Source organism: Ruegeria sp. CF1 (assembly GCF_056537445.1).
In genome coordinates this window covers 332,615-354,890 of the sequence record NZ_JBQFRN010000001.1, presented here as the reverse complement: position 1 = coordinate 354,890, position 22,276 = coordinate 332,615, and the positions used below count along the sequence as shown (strand labels likewise).

Sequence of the window (22,276 nt, the reverse complement as noted above, 5' to 3'; positions counted from 1 at the left end):
AAAAATCAGGCAGTAACACCAGGTGCCTGACGCAGGGTCAATCGCGCCACAGCGTTGGCGTAATCAGTGCCACGATCGCCAGAGTTTCCAACCGCCCGATCACCATCGCCGCGCAGACCGTCAACTTGGCCCCGCTGGAAAGATCAATCAGACGTATGGGCACATCCGTTGCCAATTCAATCAACGGCCCCGTGGTGCTGAGTGCGGCAACGCTGAGCAGCATGGCCTGTTCAAAACCTACGCCCATGACGGCCAGCAACAAATCGAACAAGGCCAACGTCAGGGCGAACATCATCAGGAAGATCCAGGCGATGAAGGCACCGTCGCTTTGAATGCGGCGGTTGCCGCCACCCTCTCCGCTGACCGAAGAAGGATAGATCAGTCGGTCAATCTCGCGCTTGCCATTCAGATAGAGCGCAAAAACCCGCAACAGCTTTACCCCACCCGCAGTCGTCGCCACGCCTCCTCCGACCAGGGCTAGCCCCATCAGAATCAGGCCCGGTGTGCTCAAGCCCGACAATTGCTGCGCGTCGTTCCAGTTGGCGCTTTCAAATCCGGCCGTGGTCAGAAACGACATCGCCGTAAACATGAACCCCCAAAAAACGCCAAGTGCTTGCCGCACTTCGACGGCAATGTTCAGTTCGGCCGTTCCAGCCAAAAACCGGATGAACAGCAGCACAGCGACCGCCAGCACGATGAAGATGCCAATCCGAAATTCTGGGTCTTTGTCCAGCCGCGAATACCCTGAGGTCGCTGTATCGGTCGAAAAGGTCAGCCGCGACAGGGCAAAGAACAGGAACAGGAACAGGATCGCCTCGCCAGTGATTCCTGCGGTCGATCCTTCCAATCCACCGACAGGTGATATGCCGGAAGTCGCAATCACTGACATCGCGTGGCTCACGGCAGTAAGCCCTTGCTCACCTGCGATCAACAGCAGGATCCAGATCACAGCTGTCAAACCCGCATAGACGGGTGCCAATGTGCGCGACACGCGGATCAGATGGCCGCGTGGATCGGACTTCTCGCTCTGTGCCACGCCCGAGACGGGACGCCCCGGTTGCCCCCGGGCTGTGACTTCGAAACCGCCCAACGACAAGGGCGCCAGAATCGCGGCCGCCGAGATCCACATCAGCAATCCGCCCATCCAACCGACCAACGCGCGCCATAAGTGCAACGGCGCCGAAAGGCGTGCGGGATCGGGGAACAGATCGGCGCCGGTTGTGGTCAGCGCGCTGACCATATCGAAATAGGCGTTCAGGAAGCTGGTTGTCCCCAGCGCATCATGAAACGGAATTGCAAGAAATATCGGCAGTACGGTAAAGGCGGCCAGCAGAACCGCCAATTGACCAAGCGTTCCCCGCCGTGGTCGTCGGTTCGACATGGCCAGAGCTATGATCGACACCGCAAAAACACCCAGCAATCCGGAATAGAAGAATGACCGTGAGGTGGCGTGATCATCCAGCGCCAGCGCATAAACTGCGGGTATCCACATTGCCAGCGACACGATACCCCAGATCATCAGCAGCAGCGGCAATCGCCGCAATACTCCGATCCGTTGCTGTCCGCGTGCTTGCAACATCAGAAGAAATCGATTGAAACCTGCATCAGACGCTCAACCTCGGGCACGTCTTTGGCCATTGCAAAGATCGCCACCACGTCTTTCTCGTCGATGCGCAGGCTGCCGGTCGGGCGCAGAACCTCGTCACCTTTGCGTACTGCGCCGACCAGAACGCCTTCTGGGAAATCGATGTCGCGCAGTTTTTGTCCAGCCATGGGCGAGGTTGATAGCACTTCGGCCTCGATTACCTCGGCCTCGGCATCACCAATGGAATACACCTGACGCACGCGCCCGTGCCGAATGTGACGCAGGATCGAACTGACAGTGGTGGCGCGCGGGTTAATATATGCGTCAATCCCCAGCGGTCCCATCAAGGCGACCATGCTGGGGTCGTTGATCAGGGCGATGGCCAGTGGACAACCCTCTCCCTTGGCGCGTACCGCGGCCAGCATGTTGGTGCGATCGTCATCCGTGACCGCCAACATCGCGTCGGCGCGCTCAATCCCTGCTTCGCTCAGCAAAGATGAATCTAGGCCGTCGCCGTTCAGAACAATCGTCCGCTCCAATGCTTCGGCAGCGATTTCGGCGCATTTGCGGTCACGCTCGATAATCTTGGCACGCACCCGGCTTTCGCGCTCTTCCAGTGTGCGGGCCACTTCCAACCCGACATTACCGCCGCCGACGATCACCACACGATCTTGCTTACGCTGAGCCTTGCCGAACACCTCCATCGTACGTTCAACGTCTTTTACGCTAGTGAAGACGTAGCATTCGTCGCCTACAAACAGCTGATCCTCGGATTCCGGCGCAAACAGCGTCCCTTCACGGCGCACACCAACCACAATCGAGCTGAGCGTGGAAAACAGGTCGGTCAATTGTCGCAGCGGTGTGTTGACGATTGGGCAGTCTTCCTCGACCCGAATGCCGAGCAGCTGCGCCTTTCCATCCATGAATATCTCGGTATCGAAAGCAGAAGGTGCCGAAAGACGGCGCATCGCTGCGGCGGCAACTTCGCGTTCCGGGCTGATCACTACATCAATGGGCAGATGATCGCGGCGGTAGAGATCGGAATGGATTGCTTCAAGATAGGATTTCGACCGCAAACGCGCGATCTTGCGCTGGATCGAAAAAACCGAATGCGCCATCTGGCAGGTGACCATATTCACCTCATCCGAATGGGTCGCGGCGATGATCATGTCGGAGTCGCGGGCCCCTGCACGATCCAGCACATCCGGATAACTGGCGAACCCCGCGATCCCCTGCACGTCCAGCGTCTCGGTCGCGCGACGTACCAGATCGGGATTGTTGTCGACCACCGTCACATCGTTCAGTTCGCCCGAAAGGTGACGCGCAATCTGCCAGCCGACTTGACCGGCACCGCATATGATGACCTTCATGCTCTTGGCCTTTCTGCCTGAAATCTTTGAATGACAGATGCCCCCAAAGCGGTCAATTGAATTGTCATGCCTCCTAAGCTGCGCCAAAGTAAGCATATGAAAACCATTCTGCCTGCTCTGATTTGCCTACTGACGCTGTCCGCCTGTGGTCCGCTTTCTTTGTATTATCGCGAAGGTGAGAGCGTCTCGCGGATGCAGACCGAGACCACGAACTGCCAGGTGCAGGCCCTCAAGGACGCCCCTGTCGCCAATCAGGTCCGGCAGAGCCCGCCAGTCTATTGGCCCGGGCGCACCTATTGCGATGGCCGAGGACGCTGCTATCGCAACCCCGGATGGTGGGAGCCCGGGCGGGTCTATACCGTCGACGTGAACCAGGGGCTGAGAAACAAGGTCGAGGCGCAGTGCATGGCCCAAAAGGGCTATCGCCCGGTCAGCCTTCCGCCTTGCAAACAGGGTGTCAAATCGCGGGTCACGCCCACGCGCACCACGACGCTCCCGCCGCTGAACAGCGCGTCCTGTTTCGTGAAATTTGACGACGGGTCATTTCAGATCATCACTCCGGGACAAGCCAGCTGATTTGCGACGCCGCGCCAGCAGCAGATGCGCTATGATCGCGATGCTATAGAACGCGGCGACGGCTACAAACATGCCAGCCTCATCGACGCCCAGCAATATCGCCAGCAATACCGGGGTTCCAAGCAGGTTTCCGGCATTGCCCATCTGCGCCATCGCACCATAACTCAGAGCTTGGGCTTCGGTGGTATCGTTTAACTCTGGCACAGCGGCGAAGCTGCCGCCCTGTACAAGCCCGAGCACGGCAAACAAGGCGATACATCCGAACGTAAGGGGCGCCCCCAGAAACAATGCGATGATCGTCGCGATCCCCAGCATAAAGCCCAGATTGACGACGCTGACGCAGGACAGGACGGTCAACAGCAAGGGCACCAGCAGCCATGACAGTACAATCCCTGCCAGGGGCATAAGTGCCGCAATCGATGCGCCCTGCCCTTCGGGTAAACGCCCCGGCAGGATCGCTAAAAGAGAAACAAATGTCAGCGTGTAGAAGAACCAGCCAATTGCCGGGGCCGAAATAAAGGGTGAGCGGTAGGTCCTGATATGCACATCAAGGAAGGCGGAGAGCCCCCACCCGGTACCCTTCGTCTGGCCCATGTCGGTTTTCAGATTGCTAAGCGCGATCAGCGCGGCGATCAGCAGCATCAGACCCCCGTGCATGGCAAAGTATGTGGGCAGTCCGAAACGATCGACGATGGGCAGCCCAACCCAAGCGTTTAATGCGAATGCAACGCCAAAGAATGTACTCCACAGCACCATGGAATTATACCGCGCCCGACCGGATGTGATCTGAGCAATCAGCGTCGGTGCCGCCACCACAATCGCAAGATGGGACAGCCCCTCGATCACCCGGCTGAGCAGCATCAGTTGAAAAACCGGCAAGCTTGCTTGCAGCAAAGATAACGCGCCGCCGAGCACAAGCCCTGATAGCAATAGACGATTTGGCCCAATACGCGCTGTGATCGCTCCGGATATCGCGCCCAAAGCAGCCCCCATTAGACTGATAATGGACAGCAACCAGCCGATCACGGCAGCATTGTCCGGGTACAACAGCCCCACATCAGAAAATGGTACGGCAATCTTTGCAAATTGGGTTGCCGCACCGAGGCCAGCAAACCAGATCAGCATGACCTGCAAGAATGTGCGAAAAGAGTCACTCATGCAGCCGGTCTATCGCGCCTAACCTGACAGCGGAACGCATAAATTATGCGGTGACTTCGCGCCGCCCGCTGACCAGACGGACCGGAGTGCCATCACCCAGATACAACCGCTCCCACACGATTTGCCCGGCGCTGATCCTGATTTGATCATGCACAGCCTCGGAAGTCAGAAACGCTTTGGGTGAAGGCGAATGCAAATCCCACCAGCCATCTTTCTGCAGTTCTGCTTCGGCTTGTCGGATCTCATCCGTTGCAAATTGCCAAAGCGACACGCCCAGCAAGGCGCGCTGTGAGGTCTTCCAATCCCGCGCCCGGCTGCCCGAATAAGCAAGGCAGATATGGCTGGCCTCTTCGACAAGGTGCAAGCACTCTGCCGAATGAACGACCAGACGTTTCAGCGCAGAATCCTGCACCCGAACCGGCCCCAACGCTGCAAAAACGGACTGTTGAATATGCGGCGATGGCGTTTGACCCCCGTTTTCCCACCGGGAAATCGTGGTTTGGTCGACTTCAATCAGATCTGCGAGGGCGGATTGCTTAAGTCCAACCGACCGCCGCAACCGCTTCAACCGTTTACCAAAGGCGGGAAAACCGATGGAAACGGCTGCGGTCTTTGTATTCGGCGCGGCACTCACTCGGCTGGTTCGGGCTCGTCAATCTGAGCCACCCGCGCACCGGATTTGTTCGAGGTCACGACGCCCAGCGACTTGAGCTTGCGATGCAAGGCGCTGCGTTCCATGCCGACAAAACTGGCCGTGCGGCTTATGTTGCCACCAAACCGATTGATCTGGGTGAGCAAATATTCACGCTCGAACGCTTCGCGCGCCTCACGCAGCGGCAGCGTCGCCAGTGCGCCAGACAGTACCACGCGCCCGGACTCGTCGGATTTCTCTTCTTCGTTGGGCAACTCGCGGGCCTCGATCGGGCCAGTGCTATCGCCTAGGATCAGCACCCGCTCAATCAGGTTCTTCAGCTGACGCACATTGCCCGGCCATGTCATCGTTTGTAGCAAAGCAATAGCCTCATCCGACAGCTCGCGCATCGGCAGACCCTGTGTATCGTTGCACATCTCGATGAAATGTTGCGCCAGAACCGGGATGTCCTCTCGCCGTTCCTCCAGCGAGGGAACCGCAATCGGCACCACATTCAGCCGGTGATACAGTTCTTCGCGGAACCGTTCGGCGGCGATCTCTTCTTCCAGATCGCGGTTGGTCGAGGAGATGACCCGCAGATCAACCCGCACCTTGTCAGAGCCACCAACACGCTGGAATTGCTGATCAACCAACACGCGAAGAATCTTGGACTGCGTCCCCAGCGGCATGTCAGCGACTTCGTCGAAGTAGACAACGCCGCCATGCGCCTCTTCCAACAGGCCTGACTCGATTCCGCGCTCAGACGATTCTCGTCCGAACAGAACCTCTTCAACCCTCTCAGGTTCAATCCCCGCACAATTGACCGTCACAAATGGGGCATTCGCCCGGTTGGAATGGGCATGGATATAGCGCGCGGCAATTTCCTTGCCCGACCCAGCCGGCCCGCTGAGCATAACCCGGCCATTCGACTTTGTTACCTTGTCCAACTGCCCCTGCATCGCTCGGAACGACGCAGAATTGCCAATCATGTCTGAACAGCTGACTTCCTGCCGCTTCAGCGAGGCATTCTCGCGACGCAGGCGCGAGGTTTCCATCGCACGGCGGATCACCACCATCAACTGGTCAATGTTAAAGGGCTTTTCGATAAAGTCGTAAGCCCCCTGCTTGATAGCCGCCACCGCAATCTCGATATTGCCATGTCCGGAAATGATCACCACCGGAACATCCGGGTTGTCCCGTTTTACAGCTTTCAGGATGTCGATCCCGTCCATCCGGCTATCTTTCAGCCAGATATCCAAGATCAACAGCCCCGGAGGTTCGGCATTGATCGACGACATGCACTCATCCGAGTTTGCAGCCAGCCGGGTGGAATAGCCTTCGTCCTCCAGAATGTCGGACACCAATTCGCGAATATCGCGTTCGTCATCTACGATCAGAATGTCGCTCATCTTTGGCCTGCTTTCAGTTTGTTTGTTTTAATCGCCTGTTTTTCCGGCGCATTTGTCGGGCCGCCTGAGGCCCCGGGTAGACGAATGACAGCCATTGCGCCGAAATGGTCCTGTCCGTCGAATGTGGGCGCGTCTTCCAATGTCAGCGCTCCGCCATGTTCTTCGATGATCTTCTTTACGATGGGCAGGCCAAGGCCGGTGCCTTCGTCACGCGTGGTCACATAAGGTTCGAACAGCCGTGCCCTGTCCTCGGGCAGACCGATGCCATTGTCCGCAATGGTGATCTGCGTTCCTGCATCGTCAGTGGAGACTACGACTTTGATCTGAGGTTTCAGATTGTCCGGTGCGCCTTTTTCTTTCAGCGTTTCAATAGCCTCGCCCGCGTTCTTGATCAGGTTCGTCAACGCTTGGCTCAACATGGTCGAATCCACATCCGCCAAAATGGGCTGTTCAGGTAAGTCCGCATCGATCTGAACATCAGGCTGACCCGCCTGCTGCAACAGAACCGCCTCACGCACTAGCGTCACGATATTCTCTTCGCGCCGTTCCGGTTCGGGCATGCGTGCGAATTTCGAGAACTCGTCAACAATCCGCCGCAGATCATTGGTCTGCCGCACGATCACGTCGGTCATCGATTCCAGGCTATCGCAATCGTCCTCATCCAGCTTGCGCGAGAATTTGCGTTTGATCCGCTCGGCGCTCAGTTGGATCGGTGTCAGCGGATTCTTGATCTCATGCGCAATGCGACGGGCCACATCACCCCACGCCGCCATGCGCTGCGCGCTTACCAGATCGGTCACGTCATCAAAGGCTACAACGTAGCCTTCCAGCCTTCCATCCTCGCCACGCCGTGTCGCCATGCGTACCAGTAAGTTCTCCAACCGGCCTTTGCGGGTTACCTTGATCTCCCCCTGGACCGCCTCTTGCCCGCTGTCCTTAAGGGCTTCGAACAAAGGCAAAAATTCGGGAACAGCGATGCCGATTGCCAGGTTCTGTTCTCCACCAGACCAGCCCAGAAGACGTTCGGCGGATCGGTTCACGAAGGTCACACAGCCCTCTGAATCAACGCCAACGACACCGGATGTCACCGAGCTTAGCACTGAATCAAATAGCCGCCTTCGACGCTCGATATGGCGGGTGTTTTCCAACAGCGTGTCGCGCTGCCCCTTCAACTGACGAGTCATCTGGTTGAAGTAGCGGCCCAGCATCGCGATTTCGTCATCGCTGGCCTCTTCGATGACCTGAACACTCAGATCACCAGCACCAACGCGCTGCGCCGCCGTTGTCAGCCGTCCAACAGGGCGAGAAAGACGTTCGGCGAACCACATGCCCAGCGACATCGCGGCCAGAATCAGGATCACAGCAAAGCCGAGATAAAGAAGGCCGAATTCGAACAGGACCCTGCCCCGCTCACTTTCCAATTGGCTGTAGAACTGTGCTGTCTCTTTGGTTTCATCAAGCAGGGTCAGAAGCTGCCCATCAACCTCGCGACTGACATAGAGATACCGGTCAAGATAGGCGTGCAAAGGAACAAGCGCGCGGAATTCGCTGTTCTCCCAATCGGCAATGATGGCCACGCCCTGATCATTGGCCTCGATCATCTCTTCGGGGGTTGGTGCCTCGTAGTCGAACAGGTAGGACCGATCACCGCGCGATCGGATTTCGGCGCTGCCATCGATCACATAGGCCTCGCGCAAACCGCGTTGTATCTGGGCCTGCCCCTGGGCCAGAACCTCTCGCAATTCGGCGTCTGAGACAAAATAATCCAACGATCGCGCGTTATCGAGGAAACGCGCCAGAACAACCGCATCCTGCGTCAGGCCCTCGCGGTGTTCCTGTTCGTAAGCTTCGGCCGCAGTCAGTGACGACCCAACCACCTGCCGCACACGGTCCGAGAACCAACCTTCAAGGCCGATATTCACCGTCAGCCCGGCGAAAATCGCCACGGTGACCGTCGGTACCAGAGCCAACAGCGTGAAAGCGCCGATCAGGCGCAGGTGAAGACGGGAGCCCGCAGATTTTGCGCGACGCGCGGCGATCAGACTGAACAATTGGCCCAACACCAGCGCAGCTACGACCAGCACGTAGACCAGATCAGCCAACAAAATCAGCCGCAGTGTCGGTGCCGCCGCGCCAAGATCAAAAGGGCCAATGACGAGATAGGTTGCAAGCGCCAGAACCGGGCCCAGCATAACCAATCCCAATGTACTGAAATTGCGCATCCTCCGGGACTTGCGCCACCGGTTGATCGATAGGATCGGCCCGTTCTGTGCCCGGGTTGCCACCGTCTGCCCTCATTCTGATGTGCCGCTTGCGCGGCTTACCGCCATATATCGTGGTCGTTCCCGGGGTCGAACCCGAATGCCACTGTTTGTGTGGCGATATTACATCAGTTTGCGACGGCGTGTCACCTGAATATCGAGGTCAGTAATCTTTTTCCGCAGCGTATTCCGGTTAATCCCCAGGAGATCAGCACATTTTGCCTGATTTCCACCAGTCGCATCCAGCGCGATTTCGATCAACGGTGCCTCGACTTCGCGTAGAATACGTTGATAGAGGCCGGGAGGCGGCAGGATGTTTCCGTGCAGATCAAAATACCGGCGCAGGTGACGACCAACAGAAGATGACAGCTTCTCACGCTCGCCATCACCCAGAACTGGTTCGGCCTCGGGCTGGCTACCCAGCACCATCTCAACTTCGGTGCGCGAGATTTCATCAGATCGGCTGGTTAGACCAAGACGCCGGATCGCATTTTCAAGCTGTCGGACATTGCCGGGCCAGGAATACCGGCGCACCAACTCGACCGCTTCGGGGCTGAGGCGACGCTGCGCGCCGCTTTCCCGCTCCTCCCGCGCCAGAAAGTGATCGGTCAGCAAGGTAATATCATCAACCCGTTCGCGCAACGCAGGCACGTGGATCGTCGCACCGCAGAGACGGTAATAGAGATCTTGCCGCACGCGACCGCTTTCCATCGCGTCGGTCAGATCTGATTGACTTGTGGCCATGAAACGCGGCACGTGATCGCCCGGCGTGTCCATCATGCGCACGATACGGGCCTGAATCTCATCATCAATATCGGCAATTTCATCGATCAGCAGCGTACCACCACGTACGCGCGCCATAACCCGTGCCGGGCCTTCCAAATCGCTCAGATCGGCAGCAGTCACGGTGACAAAGGGCAGTGTCCTTCGGTCAGAGAAATCGTGAATAGCGCGTGCTATCAGAGATTTACCCGTCCCACTTTCACCAGAAATCATTACAGACAGATCCGTGTTCATCACCCGAGCGACCAGACGATAAAGCGCCTGCATCACCGGGGTGCGCCCGACAAGCGGCAGTTCATCAGGTCGGTCTTCGCTGGCCATCACCGGCTCAGCCTGTACCCGCTGCTTTTGATCCAGCGCCCTCGCGGTGCGCTTCATCAGATCGGGCAAATCGAAAGGCTTTGGCAGATAATCGTAAGCTTCCGCCTCAGCCGCCTGAATGGCTGTCATGATGGTGTTCTGGGCCGAGATCACGATGACCGGCAAACCGGGACGGTCCTGCGCGATCTTTGGCAGCATCTCCAACCCGTTTCCATCCGGCATTACCACATCCGAGATCACAACGTCGCCCTTGCCTTCGGCTACCCAGCGCATCAGCGTGGTCAGCGAAGATGTCGCGTGAACCTTGCACCCCGCCCGCGTCAGGGCCTGTGTCAGAACCGTGCGGATCGTGCGGTCGTCATCGGCAACCAGAACTGTGCCATCCATCAGATGCTCTCCTTTTCATACGCGTCGTTCGGTGCACGCCGCAGGGACAGTCGAAAACTAGTGCGACCGGGCACAGATTCAGCCGAAATCCAGCCGTCGTGGTCGGAAACGATCTTGCTGACCAGCGCCAGCCCAAGCCCGGTGCCGTTCTCCTTGCCCGACACGAAGGGGTCGAAAATATCACTGCGAATATTTTCCGGCAGGCCCGGCCCATCATCAATAATCTCGATCTGCAGAGGCAGCGAATGACCCGAACCGTCGCTGCGCCGCAGTCGGAATGAATGCTCAAAATAGGTACGCAGCCGGATTGTACCGTTGCCATCAGCAGCTTCCGAAGCGTTTTTGAGCAAGTTCAGAACCACCTGCAGGAACTGATCCGGGTCCCCGTAGGCCAAGGGCAGCGAGGGGTCGTAATCCTCGATAATCGTCATATGCGCGCCAAAACCCAACAGCGCTGACCTGCGCGCGCGATCCAGTACATCGTGGATATTGACCGGTTTGAAATCGGGTTGAGAAAGGTTGCCGAACTGTTCTACCTGCTCCAACAACTTCACGATGCGGCGGCTTTCCTCAACGATAAGGTCAGTGAGCTCAAGATCTTGCTGCGAAATATTCATGCTGAGCAATTGCGCCGCACCGGTGATCCCTGCCAAAGGGTTCTTGATCTCATGCGCCAGCATCTCGGCCATACCAATCGCAGACTGCGCTGCCGATTTCACAGTGTTGCCACGGGTCATCCGACCGGCCAGTTCGCGCGGCGAGATGATCATGATCATTGAACCGGGATGCCCCATCAGCGGTGCGATTTGCAGCGCACATTGTAGCGGCGCGCGATTTCCCGACCCAACGTCCACATCGTTCACGAACAGCGGTGTACCTTGTTGACGCGCGCGCAGAAACGCCTCTTCCAACGGCGCGTCAACCGCGAGTTGATCCCAGACCGGGAGTCCAATCACTGCCTTGCGGGAGGCGTTCAGAAACCCCTCACCCGAGGAGTTGACGTCCGATATCCGATCTTCGGCATCGATAATGAACGCCGGAACCGGAAGCGAGGTCCAGATGCTCTGGTCAGAGGTCATGCTGCTGCCTCCGCCGTGCCACTAAGCGCATCTGCCAAAAGCCGTAACACCTCATTGGTGTCGCGGGATGTCAGGACAGCCCGCCGCAAGGTGGCGGGTGTTCCGGCCTCATCCATGTACCAACCGAGATGTTTGCGTGCGACGCGCAGGCCCAGATCGGTACCGTAGAACTCCAGCATCGCCAGATAGTGGCCACGCACCATCTCGATCAGTTCAGTGCCCGTGGGAATGGTTGGCGAAGCAGCGCCATAGAGATCATGGCAAATCTGCGCCAGCAGCCAGGGCTTGCCCTGCGCCCCACGACCTATCATGACGCCATCGGCCCCGGACTGATTCAGCGCGATTTGCGCGGCCTCGGTATCGACGATGTCACCGTTTGCGATGACAGGGATCGAGACGGCTTCTTTCACCGCCCGGATCGCCCGCCAATCTGCCCGGCCTTTATAGAATTGACAGCGCGTACGCCCATGGATGGTCACCATCCGGATGCCTGCGTCCTGCGCCCGCCGCGCCACATCCGGTGCGTTCAACAGATTGTCATCCCAGCCTAGCCGCGTTTTCAGCGTAACAGGCACATCAACTGCACCCACAACGGCCTCGATCAGCGTCAGTGCATGGTCCGGAGTTTTCAACAAAGCCGAACCGGAATAGCCATTGGTTACCTTCTTTGCTGGGCAACCCATATTGATATCGATCACGCGCGCGCCCCGGTCAGCGACTTGCCGGGCGGCCTCGGCCATCCAATGCGCCTCGCGTCCGGCCAGTTGCACAGCGGTGTTTTCCACATCCGCCGACAGCTCGGCCCGTTCACGTACGCCTGGTTTGGCCTGTACCATCTCTTGGCTGGCGACCATTTCGCTGACAACCATCCCCGCGCCGAAGCGCATCACAAGGTCCCTAAAAGGCCGGTCGGTGATTCCGGCCATTGGCGCCAACAGCACCGGAGGGGTCAGATCCTTTTCAGCAAGACGCAGGGCCAATGTGCTTAATCCTTGAGCAGTTGCGCATTTGATATCGAAATTGCGGCATATGAACAATAAAACGGGAGCGTTCAAGCCCGCAAAATCATCATATGCTTATTTTTTAAGCAAATTGACGCGGGTGATTGCCTCTGCATTCACCGCCCCCTAAACAATGCCCCAATCAGGAGACCTTTCAGATGACCACAGCCGCCATCATCGTCGCCGCCGGGCGCGGCCAGCGCGCCGGAGGCGGAGTGCCCAAACAGTGGCGTGCCTTGGCTGGGCGGCGCGTGGCCGATTGGGCGATTGACCGCTTCGAAGGGTTGGTTGATCACGTCGTTTTGGTGCTGGCCGAAGAGGACACAGCCGTTTGGGAAGAATTCAGCGCGACAAACCTGATCCTTGCACCCGGCGGTGCAGACCGCGCCAGATCAGTGCGCAACGGGTTGCAGGCTTTGGAAGCGTACAGCGTTGAAAAGGTTTTGATACATGATGTCGCCCGACCCTGCGTCAGCGCTCGGATAATCGGCGATGTTCTGAAAGCACTCGACACGCATGCGGCAGCTGCTCCGGGCTTGGCCGTCACGGATGCGCTCTGGACAGGCGACGGTTCAGTGGTCACAGGAACGCAGGATCGATCCGGCCTTTACGCTGCGCAGACACCGCAGGGATTTCATTATGGCACAATCACCGCCGCCCATTCAGCCCATCCCGGAGGTGCAGCGGATGATGTAGAAGTCGCGCGCGCTGCGGGAATCGAAGTCGCGATTATTCCGGGCGATGCGGATAACCTGAAAATCACACGGCCCGAGGATTTCGCACGGGCCGAACGTACAATGGGTATGAATATGGATGTAAGGCTGGGCAACGGCTACGACGTGCACCGCTTTGGTGACGGAGATCACGTGATCCTCTGCGGTGTGAAGGTGCCGCACAATCGTGGGCTCCAAGGTCACTCCGATGCAGATGTGGGGATGCACGCGGTCACCGACGCGATCTATGGCGCCCTGGCGCGGGGTGATATCGGACAGCATTTTCCGCCCTCCGATCCGCAGTGGAAAGGTGCAGCAAGTGAAATTTTCCTGCGCCACGCAGTCGAATTGGCTGGGCAGTTGGGCTATGAGATCTCGAATGTCGACTGCACACTGGTCTGCGAATTTCCCAAGATCGGCCCTCATGCCGATACCATGCGTGCCGAAATGGCACGGATCATGGGCTTGCGCACCGATCAGGTCTCGGTCAAGGCCACCACATCCGAACGGCTGGGCTTTACCGGTCGCAGCGAAGGCATTGCCTCGCTCGCAACTGCCTGTCTGGTGAAGTCATGACAGCGGCTCGTCTAATCGGAACCGTCTGCGGCGTCGGTTACCTCCGCCCTGCCCCCGGCACCTGGGGATCGCTGGCTGCTTTGCCGCTGGCGTGGGTTCTGCATACGCTGGGTGGCTTCCCCTTGCTGGTCATCTCAACACTCGCGGTTTTCTTCGGGGGCCTGTGGGCTACGCAAGTGATGACAGCTGGACAAGATGACCACGACCCGTCCGAAATTGTCATTGATGAAGTCGCGGGCCAATTCATCGCGATATGGGCGATTTCCTACCCGTCTTGGGCGCATGGGATCGACATCACAGCGCTCTGGCCCGGCTGGATCGCGGGTTTTCTCTTGTTCCGCCTCTTCGACATTACCAAACCCGGTCCCATTGGCTGGGCCGACCGGCGTGGAGATCCGATGGGTGTCATGCTGGATGATGTGATCGCTGGCGTCTTTGCGGCCATCGGTGTGGTCGTCCTCGCCGGTATCTCACATGGAGTCATGGGTCAATGATCGTTGTCGACCTGCTGGATCGCGCCAAGGCGCAGGGCATGATGATCGCCACTGCTGAAAGCTGTACCGGTGGTATGGTCGCCGCTGCACTGACTGACATCCCCGGCAGCTCTGCCGTGGTTGAGCGCGGCTTTGTCACCTACACCAACACCGCAAAGCAAGAGATGCTGGGCGTGCGCGCCGATACGCTTGAGACGTATGGCGCAGTTTCAGAAGAAGTCGCCCAAGAAATGGCCAATGGCGCCCTGCTGAATTCGCGGGCGCAGCTGGCGGTCTCGATCACCGGCATCGCGGGCCCCGGCGGGTCCGAACACAAACCCGAAGGCCGCGTTTGCTTTGGCCTCGCTGCACAGGGTCAACCGACCCGAACCGAGACCGTGGAATTCGGAGCCCAGGGACGGGATAACGTACGTCGCGCTGCACGGGACCACGCTTTGACCCTTTTGAGCGACGCTCTTGCTGATCTGGCTCAGACCTAAGAATACGTGCAACCTACAGCGCATCAATTCGAATACTGGGCGCTGAATACAGTTACTGCGCGGCAGCCTACACATTTGTGACGGCAATGGTGGTTGCGCTTCTTACCTCGCCTCGCATACACGTCGAAACCGAGATTGAAGGCACGGTCTTGCCGATTGCGGAAAGCGAGCCCGAGAAATGAGCAGTCAAGCCCACCTTGGCTGCTCTGCCCGCAAGGGCATCAAGCGGACCTCTTGGGGGTCCGCTTTTCTTTTGGCGTGCCCTCTCGACTCTGGGCCGGGGGTCAGGCTATCAGCCTGCGACACCCTTTCAGCCCAGAGGTTTGCGCCATGATCCCCAGTTCCTTCCCCGACAGCACCGAAATCGCCCGCCTGACCGCGCGGATGCTGCTGGAGATCAAAGCCGTACACTTTAATTCCCGCGAACCTTTCACGCTGGCCAGCGGTCTACCAAGCCCGACCTATATCGATTGCCGCAAGCTGATCTCGTACCCGCGCATCCGCTCAACTCTGATGGACTTCCTGACGGTTACCGTGATGCGCGACGCGGGGTTCGAAGCGTTTGACAATATCGCCGGTGGCGAAACAGCGGGTATTCCCTTCGCTGCAATGGTCGCCGAGCGCATGGCACTGCCAATGACCTATGTGCGGAAGAAACCCAAAGGCTACGGCCGGAACGCCCGCATCGAAGGCGCGATGAGCGAGGGTGAGCGGGTACTGCTGGTTGAAGACCTGACCACCGATGGAGGCTCAAAACTGTCCTTTGTCGACGCGATCCGCGAAACCGGTGCGACCTGTGGGCATACGGCTGTGATCTTCTATTATGGTATTTTCCCCGAAACCGAGAAAACGCTGGGCGATCACGGCGTAAAATTGCACTCGCTTTGTACTTGGTGGGATGTTTTGGCGGAAGCCAAAGCGCAAAAGGCCTTTGACGAAGAGACGCTTGATGGCGTCGAGGCCTTCCTGAACGACCCGCGCGGTTGGCAGGACGCACATAAAAGCTGACGTTGCGCAAACTGTTTTCAGAATGGAAACACTGACCGCTGCGTCGATCGCTTCATCCACAAGATGTTGACGCAACCCTGCCTCATCCTTCAATATGATGGGGCAGAGAGATATGCACAGCATATCCCCAGAAAACATACAATTTGCGCCGACTCACAGGGCCGCGCTATGGCCTCTGTCCAGGGGACAAAGAGAACAGCAATGAACGAGATCAGCAGTATCGAGCAGGCCGCCGCACAGATTCAGAACCCAGAAACAATGCCGCACTCCATCGAGGCCGAGCAGCAGCTTCTGGGTGCTATTCTGACGAATAACGATCTGTATGATCGGGTCGCATCGATTATTGGGGCCGAGCATTTCTATGATCCGGTTCATGCGCGCATCTACGAAGTCGCGTCGACCCGTATCGCTAAAAATGCGCTGGCTTCACCCGTCACGCTGAAGTCTTTCATGGCCGAGGATGAGGGCCTGAAGGAACTGGGTGGTCCGGCCTATCTGGTCAAGCTTGCCGGTGCATCGATCAGTGCCTTTGCGGTGCATGACTACGCCCAAATGATCTATGACCTCGCCATTCGGCGCGAGCTGATCCGGCTGGGCCGGGACATTTCAGACAAGGCTGCGAGGGTCGATGTCAGCAGCGAGCCCAAAGAACAAATCGTCGAGGCCGAGCAACAGCTTTATCAGTTATCCGAGCAGGGCCAGACCGAACAGGGTTTTCAATCCTTCCTCAAGGCGGTCACAGAAGCCGTCAACGTCACCAACGAGGCGTACCAACGCGGTGGCGGCATGGCGGGGATTTCCACCGGTCTGGCCGATCTCGACAAGCAATTGGGTGGCCTGCACCCGTCCGACCTGATCATTTTGGCCGGGCGTCCGTCGATGGGTAAGACATCGCTGGCAACAAACGTCGCATTTAACGTGGCCAAGGCCTACAAGCGCGGCACCAAGCCGGACGGCTCTGAAGGTGCGATCGACGGCGGTGTGGTTGGGTTCTTTTCACTCGAAATGAGCGCCGAACAGCTTGCGGGCCGGGTTCTGGCCGAGGCTTCCGAGATCTCTAGTCACAAAATCCGCCAGGGCGACATGACCGAGTCCGAGTTCCGCCGCTTCGTTGACGCCGCGAAAGAACTGGAAGCCTGCCCGCTATTCATCGATGACACCCCCGCCCTGCCGATCTCGCAACTCGCTGCCCGTGCACGGCGGCTGAAGCGGACGCACGGGCTGGATTTGCTGGTGATCGACTACCTTCAGCTCTGCCGCGGAATGGCCGACAACCGCGTCAACGAAATCGCCGAGATTTCGATGGGCATGAAAGCCATCGCCAAGGAACTCAACATCCCGGTCATCGCACTGTCACAGCTCAGCCGACAGGTAGAAAGCCGTGACGACAAACGCCCGCAGCTGTCTGACCTGCGGGAATCGGGCTCGATCGAACAGGATGCCGACGTTGTGATGTTCGTGTTCCGCGAGGAATACTATAAGGAACGCGAAAAACCCGGCGATCACGAGTTGGAAAAGATGGAAGAGTGGAAACAGGCCATGGAGCGCCTGCATGGCAAGGCCGAGGTCATCGTCGGCAAGCAGCGCCACGGCCCCATCGGCACGGTCGAGCTGTCGTTCGAAGCTCAGTTCACCCGATTTGGCAATCTGGTCAAACCTTGGCAACAGGACAGCCAGATCGAGGGCTATTGATCCCTTGACCAGCCCGGTCCGATGTGTACGGATCGGGCTATGCAAGCTTGTCTCAATCCCCTACCCCGGCGCGTGATTCTGGCGCGTCATTTCGGGCATCGCCGCAAACGCTTTGCGGGATAGACCGGGGGCATTTTTGCCCCTGCAATCTTCCCAATATAAGCGAGAGAGACATGACTGAATTCACAGAGATCCCCGTTATTCGTCTGGGTGCACGCCCTGATGAGGAAATCGCGGCCGAGTTTCGTTCGGCCTACGGCACGACTGGTTTCGGCTATATCGAAGATCACGGAATAGACCCGCAGCTGATGCGCGATGTGTTCGAAGCCTCAAAACAGTTTCACGCGCTGCCGCTGGATCAAAAGCTGGCAATCGCAGTCGACCACACGCATCGCGGATACATCGCCATCAACACATCGACAGATGTGAACTCAACACTGGCCGATGTAAAAAAACCCAACCAATCCGCCAGCTTCATGATGATGCGCGAGGATGCTGGCGTTGATCCCGATATCTACCTCTCGGGTCCAAACCGATGGCCTGATCTACCGGATTTTCGCGACACCCTGGAAACCTACGTTAAGGCTATGTCGGCCCTTGGACGTAGATTGATGCATATCGCTCTGATCGCTTGCGAGGCGCAGGATTTCTCGGTCCTTTCCGCGTTTGACGAGCCTACATTCTGGCTGCGTTTGCTTCACTATCCTCCGCAAGCAAAGACCAGCCCCGATGATCTGTTCGGCTCGGCCCCGCACACTGATTTCGGATGCCTAACGCTGCTTGCTCAAGATCAGGTGGGCGGCTTGCAGGTCAAAACATCGTCAGGGCATTGGGTTGACGTTCCGTCCCGTCCCGACGCCTTTGTCGTCAATGTCGGGGATATGCTGCACCGGATGTCGAACGGCCGCCTGCTTTCGACGCCGCATCGGGTCATCAACCATTCTGGCCGTGAACGATATAGCGTTCCGTTCTTCTTTGATCCTCATGTCAGCACAATCATCGAACCTCTACCCGGGACCGGCCAACCTCAGTTTAGCCCCTTATTATTTGCGGATTTCCTGCGTTCCGAGCTGGAAGCGGCCTATGAGGCGCATAAACCCGCCAAGAATTAAGGTGCTCCCCCTTGACCTGGGCCAATCCTATGTGATGAACGGCGTTTATGAGTACCGCACATCTGACGATAAATCTGCACGCGCTCGCCCAGAACTGGCAGGCGCTTGACGCAAAGACCCAGGTTGAAACCGGCGCAGTGGTCAAAGCTGACGCCTACGGGTTAGGTGCCGGTCCGGTCGCCTCTGCGCTGGCTGAGGAAGGCGTTGCAAAATTCTTCGTCGCCGTTGCCGAGGAAGGCGTGGCCGTGCGTGAGGCTGTGGGCCCCGGCCCGCTGGTTGCGGTGTTTTCCGGACATATGGAGGGCGACACGGATCTGCTGCGCCAGCATGATCTGACGCCGTTGATCAACTCGCCCGAACAATTCAAGCGTCATCGTCAGGCCCTGCCCAATCATGGCTTTGGTATCCAGCTCGACAGCGGTATGAATCGCCTTGGGCTTGAGCCTGCGGACTGGGCCGAACTGCGGCACGAAGCTCTTGCCCTGGACCCGCTGGTCGTGATGTCGCATTTGGCCTGCGGGGATGAGCCTGAACACCCTATGAACCGCCAACAGTTGAACACGTTCAAACAGATGACCGATGGCGTCGACGCGCCGCGCTCGCTTGCGGCGACGGGTGGTACTCTGATGGGGCCGGAATTCCACTTTGACTTTTGCCGCCCAGGGATTGGCCTGTACGGCGGGATGCCCTTTGCCGGGGCCAAGCCGGTCGTCACCGTCGATATGCCGGTGATTCAAGTGCGCGACGTCGCCGTGGGCGAGACCGTCGGCTACGGCAACAGCTGGAGCGCGCGCCGCCCGTCGAAGATTGCGACCGTTGCGGCCGGTTATGCCGATGGGCTGCATCGCGCCATTGGGGGCGGCATCGATACATTCGCTGGTGATCAGCCCTGCCCGGTGGTAGGACGTATCTCGATGGACCTGATCACCGTGGATGTGACTGACTTGCCGTACAAACCTGATCGCCTGCGTATCCTGAACGGGCACCAAACCGTCGATGATCTAGCCGAAGCCGCTGGCACCATCGGCTATGAAATTCTGACCTCGCTCGGCAGTCGCTTTTCGCGGGGCTACGTGGAATGAATCCCGTTTCATTGCTGGGTGAGCTGGGGCGTTCTATCCTGACCATGCTCGCCGCGTTTGGCCGCGTCGCGCTGTTCGCGCTCGACGCGGTTTCGCACATTTTTCGACCACCGTTTTATCCGCGCGAGTTCGGAATCGCCCTGCTGAATATCGGCTGGTTGTCCCTGCCCGTGGTCGGCCTGACCGCCATCTTCACCGGCGGCGCGTTGGCGCTGCAGATCTACGCAGGCGGCGCGCGTTTCAACGCCGAGGCCGTGGTGCCCCAGATCGTCGCCATAGGCATGGTGCGAGAGCTTGGCCCGGTGCTGGTCGGCCTGATGATCGCCGCCCGCGTGACGTCTTCGATCGCCGCCGAGATTGCGACGATGAAAGTGACCGAGCAGATCGACGCTCTGGTCACATTGTCCACCCATCCGATGAAATACCTCACCGCCCCACGCGTGCTGGCCGCCCTGATCACGGTTCCAGCGCTGGTCGGGGTCGGAGATATCATCGGCATCGCAGGCGGTTACACCGTCGCGACGCAAAATCTGGGCTTCAACCCGGCAGCCTATCTGAAAAACACCGTCGATTTCCTTGAAACCCGCGACATCGTCTCGTCACTGGTGAAAGGCGCCGCCTTCGGCGTTATCGCCGCCATCATGGGCTGCTACTACGGCATGTCCTCAGGCCGCGGTGCGCAGGGTGTGGGCCGGGCCACCAAAGGCTCGGTCGAGGCTGCAGCCGTGCTGATCCTCGCCGCCAATTTCGTTCTTACAGGGGTGTTCTTCTCGCTATGATCCGGATGGAGAACGTACATAAGGCCTTTGACGACAACCACGTCCTGCAAGGCATGAACCTTGATATTCCCCAGGGCACCTCGATGGTCATCATCGGCGGTTCTGGCACGGGTAAATCCGTGGCGTTGAAATGCATACTCGGCCTGATCAAGCCTGACAGCGGCATGATCTATGTCGACGGCAAGGACGCCCAGAAAGGTGACCGGGATGCGTTTCTGGCGCGTTTCGGCATGTTGTTTCAGGGCGCCGCGCTGTTTGACTCCCTGCCCGTCTGGCAAAACGTCGCCTTCCGCCTGCTGCGCGGTTCACTGAAGCGCCCGGCGGATGAGGCGCGCGAGATCGCCATCGAGAAACTGCGCCGTGTGGGCCTGAAATCCAACGTCGCCGATAGGTTCCCGGCCGAGCTGTCGGGCGGAATGCAAAAACGCGTCGGCCTCGCCCGCGCCATCGCCGCCGAGCCCGAGATCATCTTTTTCGATGAACCCACCACCGGCCTTGACCCGATCATGTCCGGCGTCATCAACGACCTGATCCGCGAAATCGTGACCGAGATGGGCGCCACCGCGATGACCATCACCCACGACATGAGCTCGGTCCGCGCCATTGCCGACAACGTGGCCATGCTGCACGGAGGCGTGATCCAGTGGACCGGCCCGGTCAGCCAGATGGACGCCTCGGGCGATCCCTATGTGGAGCAGTTCATCAGCGGGAGTGCAGAGGGGCCGATTGAGGCAGTGCGCTAATCTTTCTCACTCACTAGCCAGTTTTTCGCGCTTGCGACAACCTCATCTGGAAGCAATTCGGCTTTTCGAGATTCGAGATTCAACAAGACGCATTTGAACACTGTTGAGAATACAGTTTTTCTGTCAGCAGAGCGCAGCAATCTGTGTCGGAAGGTGACCGACTTCCCGCCTATCTCGAGTACCTCACTCTCCATCTGAATAGCCTCCCCCGCTCGAAGTTCGGCGAGGAAACTACTCTCCGCATGTACCACCGCAAACGATAGCTTCCGTCCCGAACGCATATCGTCTGCGTTCAATCCCATCTCCGATTGGATAGCAAACACCGAATCTGAGCAAGCCGCAAAGTACCGCGAGACATTCATATGCCCCAGAAAATCGCAATCCGAAGGATCAACAATTGACTTGAAAGCCACAAAAGCTGGCATCTGACGTCTCCCAATGACAAAAACGAGTTTGAATTCTTGAATTAAGCTAACACATAACTGAAACGCGTCGCCCGATAGGCGGCGGAACACCTAATAAGTACATATGACCCTCCGCCTCGCCACTCTCTCACTCCTGATCCTCTACCCCATCGCGTGGTTCGCCCCGCTGATGCGCGCAGGGCTCTTGCCGATCTTCGGTCTCAGCGAAATAAGCGTCATCACCGGGCTCCAGTCCTTGTGGAAGTCCGACATCTTCCTCGCGTTGATCGTTACCGTCTTCGCCCTCTTCGCGCCCTACGTCAAAACCATCGGGACCGCGCTGATCCAATGGAACCTGCTGGACCCGCGCGTCCAACCCGCGCTCAACATCCTCGGCAAGTTGGCGATGGCCGATATCTTCCTCATCGCGCTTTACATCACACTGGCCAAAGGCATCTCATACGCAACCATCGAAACCGCATGGGGTCTCTACCTGTTTACCGGCTGCATTCTGGCTTCACTTGCACTGGGCCATATTACAGAGATGACATTTGGATCACGAAAACCTCAGACCTAATTGATTGAAAACAGATTTCTGAGTATCATCTTAATATTTCGAGCAGTAAATTTTGT

The 22,276-nt window shown here is 58.2% G+C and carries 21 protein-coding genes; 11 read left to right on the top strand and 10 right to left on the bottom strand.

Annotated elements, in window-relative coordinates:
- Window positions 1-37: 37 nt before the first annotated feature.
- Together ACRZ96_RS01795 and trkA are read right to left on the bottom strand one after the other, a co-directional pair.
- Complete coding sequence (locus ACRZ96_RS01795; protein ID WP_170396867.1) at window positions 38-1,579, bottom strand: TrkH family potassium uptake protein; 1,542 nt, start codon at window positions 1,577-1,579, stop codon at window positions 38-40.
- Entirely contained in the window at window positions 1,579-2,955 is a 1,377-nt protein-coding gene (gene trkA, locus ACRZ96_RS01790; RefSeq protein ID WP_480814178.1) for a Trk system potassium transporter TrkA, read from the bottom strand. Before trkA ends, ACRZ96_RS01795 begins: the two co-directional genes overlap by 1 nt.
- A 96-nt stretch (window positions 2,956-3,051) precedes the next feature.
- Between trkA and ACRZ96_RS01785 the strand changes: the two genes are divergently transcribed.
- Window positions 3,052-3,531: a hypothetical protein gene (locus tag ACRZ96_RS01785; RefSeq protein WP_170396863.1), complete on the top strand. Its 480-nt coding sequence runs from the start codon at window positions 3,052-3,054 to the stop codon at window positions 3,529-3,531.
- Here ACRZ96_RS01785 and ACRZ96_RS01780 read toward each other — a convergent pair.
- From ACRZ96_RS01780 to dusB, 7 genes are all read right to left on the bottom strand, one after another.
- The gene (locus ACRZ96_RS01780) at window positions 3,496-4,689 is read right to left on the bottom strand and encodes an MFS transporter (RefSeq protein ID WP_480814177.1); all 1,194 of its coding nucleotides are present in this window, start codon (window positions 4,687-4,689) and stop codon (window positions 3,496-3,498) included. The two genes, ACRZ96_RS01785 and ACRZ96_RS01780, sit on opposite strands and share 36 nt — an antisense overlap.
- A 43-nt stretch (window positions 4,690-4,732) precedes the next feature.
- A complete protein-coding gene (locus ACRZ96_RS01775; protein ID WP_480814176.1) occupies window positions 4,733-5,323 on the bottom strand; it encodes a helix-turn-helix transcriptional regulator in 591 nt (196 codons plus the stop codon).
- Window positions 5,320-6,729, bottom strand: coding sequence for a nitrogen assimilation response regulator NtrX (ntrX, locus tag ACRZ96_RS01770; RefSeq protein ID WP_170396856.1), 1,410 nt, complete (start codon window positions 6,727-6,729; stop codon window positions 5,320-5,322). Before ntrX ends, ACRZ96_RS01775 begins: the two co-directional genes overlap by 4 nt.
- The gene (locus ACRZ96_RS01765; protein ID WP_480453723.1) at window positions 6,726-8,951 is read right to left on the bottom strand and encodes a sensor histidine kinase NtrY-like; all 2,226 of its coding nucleotides are present in this window, start codon (window positions 8,949-8,951) and stop codon (window positions 6,726-6,728) included. The genes ntrX and ACRZ96_RS01765 overlap by 4 nt, the downstream gene beginning before the upstream one ends.
- 162 nt (window positions 8,952-9,113) lie before the next feature.
- Window positions 9,114-10,481 (bottom strand): sigma-54-dependent transcriptional regulator, encoded by a 1,368-nt coding sequence (locus tag ACRZ96_RS01760; protein WP_170396851.1) that lies wholly within the window; start codon window positions 10,479-10,481, stop codon window positions 9,114-9,116.
- Window positions 10,481-11,560, bottom strand: coding sequence for a two-component system sensor histidine kinase NtrB (locus ACRZ96_RS01755; protein WP_480704969.1), 1,080 nt, complete (start codon window positions 11,558-11,560; stop codon window positions 10,481-10,483). Before ACRZ96_RS01755 ends, ACRZ96_RS01760 begins: the two co-directional genes overlap by 1 nt.
- Complete coding sequence (gene dusB / locus ACRZ96_RS01750; protein WP_480704971.1) at window positions 11,557-12,540, bottom strand: tRNA dihydrouridine synthase DusB; 984 nt, start codon at window positions 12,538-12,540, stop codon at window positions 11,557-11,559. Before dusB ends, ACRZ96_RS01755 begins: the two co-directional genes overlap by 4 nt.
- A 179-nt stretch (window positions 12,541-12,719) precedes the next feature.
- Between dusB and ACRZ96_RS01745 the strand changes: the two genes are divergently transcribed.
- From ACRZ96_RS01745 to ACRZ96_RS01705, 9 genes are all read left to right on the top strand, one after another.
- Complete coding sequence (locus ACRZ96_RS01745) at window positions 12,720-13,850, top strand: bifunctional 2-C-methyl-D-erythritol 4-phosphate cytidylyltransferase/2-C-methyl-D-erythritol 2,4-cyclodiphosphate synthase (protein ID WP_170662706.1); 1,131 nt, start codon at window positions 12,720-12,722, stop codon at window positions 13,848-13,850.
- Window positions 13,847-14,344 (top strand): phosphatidylglycerophosphatase A family protein, encoded by a 498-nt coding sequence (locus tag ACRZ96_RS01740; RefSeq protein WP_170406118.1) that lies wholly within the window; start codon window positions 13,847-13,849, stop codon window positions 14,342-14,344. Before ACRZ96_RS01745 ends, ACRZ96_RS01740 begins: the two co-directional genes overlap by 4 nt.
- The gene (locus ACRZ96_RS01735) at window positions 14,341-14,823 is read left to right on the top strand and encodes a CinA family protein (protein WP_170662710.1); all 483 of its coding nucleotides are present in this window, start codon (window positions 14,341-14,343) and stop codon (window positions 14,821-14,823) included. The genes ACRZ96_RS01740 and ACRZ96_RS01735 overlap by 4 nt, the downstream gene beginning before the upstream one ends.
- Before the next feature lie 330 nt (window positions 14,824-15,153).
- Window positions 15,154-15,831, top strand: a complete 678-nt coding sequence (locus ACRZ96_RS01730; RefSeq protein WP_170406124.1) for an orotate phosphoribosyltransferase — start codon at window positions 15,154-15,156, stop codon at window positions 15,829-15,831.
- Window positions 15,832-16,032: 201 nt separating this feature from the next.
- Window positions 16,033-17,523: a replicative DNA helicase gene (locus tag ACRZ96_RS01725; RefSeq protein WP_170421945.1), complete on the top strand. Its 1,491-nt coding sequence runs from the start codon at window positions 16,033-16,035 to the stop codon at window positions 17,521-17,523.
- A gap of 173 nt (window positions 17,524-17,696) precedes the next feature.
- Window positions 17,697-18,635, top strand: a complete 939-nt coding sequence (locus tag ACRZ96_RS01720; RefSeq protein ID WP_480704974.1) for an isopenicillin N synthase family dioxygenase — start codon at window positions 17,697-17,699, stop codon at window positions 18,633-18,635.
- A gap of 47 nt (window positions 18,636-18,682) precedes the next feature.
- Window positions 18,683-19,717 (top strand): alanine racemase, encoded by a 1,035-nt coding sequence (gene alr / locus ACRZ96_RS01715; protein ID WP_480771481.1) that lies wholly within the window; start codon window positions 18,683-18,685, stop codon window positions 19,715-19,717.
- Complete coding sequence (locus tag ACRZ96_RS01710) at window positions 19,714-20,496, top strand: MlaE family ABC transporter permease (RefSeq protein ID WP_480613397.1); 783 nt, start codon at window positions 19,714-19,716, stop codon at window positions 20,494-20,496. The genes alr and ACRZ96_RS01710 overlap by 4 nt, the downstream gene beginning before the upstream one ends.
- A complete protein-coding gene (locus tag ACRZ96_RS01705) occupies window positions 20,493-21,239 on the top strand; it encodes an ABC transporter ATP-binding protein (protein WP_480590171.1) in 747 nt (248 codons plus the stop codon). The genes ACRZ96_RS01710 and ACRZ96_RS01705 overlap by 4 nt, the downstream gene beginning before the upstream one ends.
- Here ACRZ96_RS01705 and ACRZ96_RS01700 read toward each other — a convergent pair.
- Window positions 21,236-21,664 carry a thioesterase family protein gene (locus tag ACRZ96_RS01700; protein WP_170470693.1) on the bottom strand — a complete coding sequence of 143 codons (429 nt, stop codon included), beginning with the start codon at window positions 21,662-21,664 and terminating at the stop codon, window positions 21,236-21,238. The two genes, ACRZ96_RS01705 and ACRZ96_RS01700, sit on opposite strands and share 4 nt — an antisense overlap.
- Window positions 21,665-21,767: 103 nt before the next feature.
- Here ACRZ96_RS01700 and ACRZ96_RS01695 point away from each other — a divergent pair, with 103 nt between their 5' ends.
- Window positions 21,768-22,220: a paraquat-inducible protein A gene (locus ACRZ96_RS01695; protein WP_170396825.1), complete on the top strand. Its 453-nt coding sequence runs from the start codon at window positions 21,768-21,770 to the stop codon at window positions 22,218-22,220.
- Window positions 22,221-22,276 lie beyond the last annotated feature (56 nt).

Bases quoted from the DNA above. Each gene is read 5' to 3' on its own strand.
- ACRZ96_RS01730 (WP_170406124.1), top strand. From the start codon at position 15,154: ATGATCCCCAGTTCCTTCCCCGACAGCACCGAAATCGCCCGCCTGACC.
- ACRZ96_RS01765 (WP_480453723.1), bottom strand. From the start codon at position 8,951: ATGCGCAATTTCAGTACATTGGGATTGGTTATGCTGGGCCCGGTTCTG.
- trkA (WP_480814178.1), bottom strand. From the start codon at position 2,955: ATGAAGGTCATCATATGCGGTGCCGGTCAAGTCGGCTGGCAGATTGCG.
- ACRZ96_RS01745 (WP_170662706.1), top strand. From the start codon at position 12,720: ATGACCACAGCCGCCATCATCGTCGCCGCCGGGCGCGGCCAGCGCGCC.
- ACRZ96_RS01700 (WP_170470693.1), bottom strand. From the start codon at position 21,664: ATGCCAGCTTTTGTGGCTTTCAAGTCAATTGTTGATCCTTCGGATTGC.
- ntrX (WP_170396856.1), bottom strand. From the start codon at position 6,729: ATGAGCGACATTCTGATCGTAGATGACGAACGCGATATTCGCGAATTG.
- ACRZ96_RS01780 (WP_480814177.1), bottom strand. From the start codon at position 4,689: ATGAGTGACTCTTTTCGCACATTCTTGCAGGTCATGCTGATCTGGTTT.
- ACRZ96_RS01710 (WP_480613397.1), top strand. From the start codon at position 19,714: ATGAATCCCGTTTCATTGCTGGGTGAGCTGGGGCGTTCTATCCTGACC.
- ACRZ96_RS01705 (WP_480590171.1), top strand. From the start codon at position 20,493: ATGATCCGGATGGAGAACGTACATAAGGCCTTTGACGACAACCACGTC.
- ACRZ96_RS01720 (WP_480704974.1), top strand. From the start codon at position 17,697: ATGACTGAATTCACAGAGATCCCCGTTATTCGTCTGGGTGCACGCCCT.
- ACRZ96_RS01740 (WP_170406118.1), top strand. From the start codon at position 13,847: ATGACAGCGGCTCGTCTAATCGGAACCGTCTGCGGCGTCGGTTACCTC.
- alr (WP_480771481.1), top strand. From the start codon at position 18,683: ATGAGTACCGCACATCTGACGATAAATCTGCACGCGCTCGCCCAGAAC.
- ACRZ96_RS01760 (WP_170396851.1), bottom strand. From the start codon at position 10,481: ATGGATGGCACAGTTCTGGTTGCCGATGACGACCGCACGATCCGCACG.
- ACRZ96_RS01795 (WP_170396867.1), bottom strand. From the start codon at position 1,579: ATGTTGCAAGCACGCGGACAGCAACGGATCGGAGTATTGCGGCGATTG.
- ACRZ96_RS01725 (WP_170421945.1), top strand. From the start codon at position 16,033: ATGAACGAGATCAGCAGTATCGAGCAGGCCGCCGCACAGATTCAGAAC.
- ACRZ96_RS01695 (WP_170396825.1), top strand. From the start codon at position 21,768: ATGACCCTCCGCCTCGCCACTCTCTCACTCCTGATCCTCTACCCCATC.
- ACRZ96_RS01785 (WP_170396863.1), top strand. From the start codon at position 3,052: ATGAAAACCATTCTGCCTGCTCTGATTTGCCTACTGACGCTGTCCGCC.
- ACRZ96_RS01735 (WP_170662710.1), top strand. From the start codon at position 14,341: ATGATCGTTGTCGACCTGCTGGATCGCGCCAAGGCGCAGGGCATGATG.
- ACRZ96_RS01755 (WP_480704969.1), bottom strand. From the start codon at position 11,560: ATGACCTCTGACCAGAGCATCTGGACCTCGCTTCCGGTTCCGGCGTTC.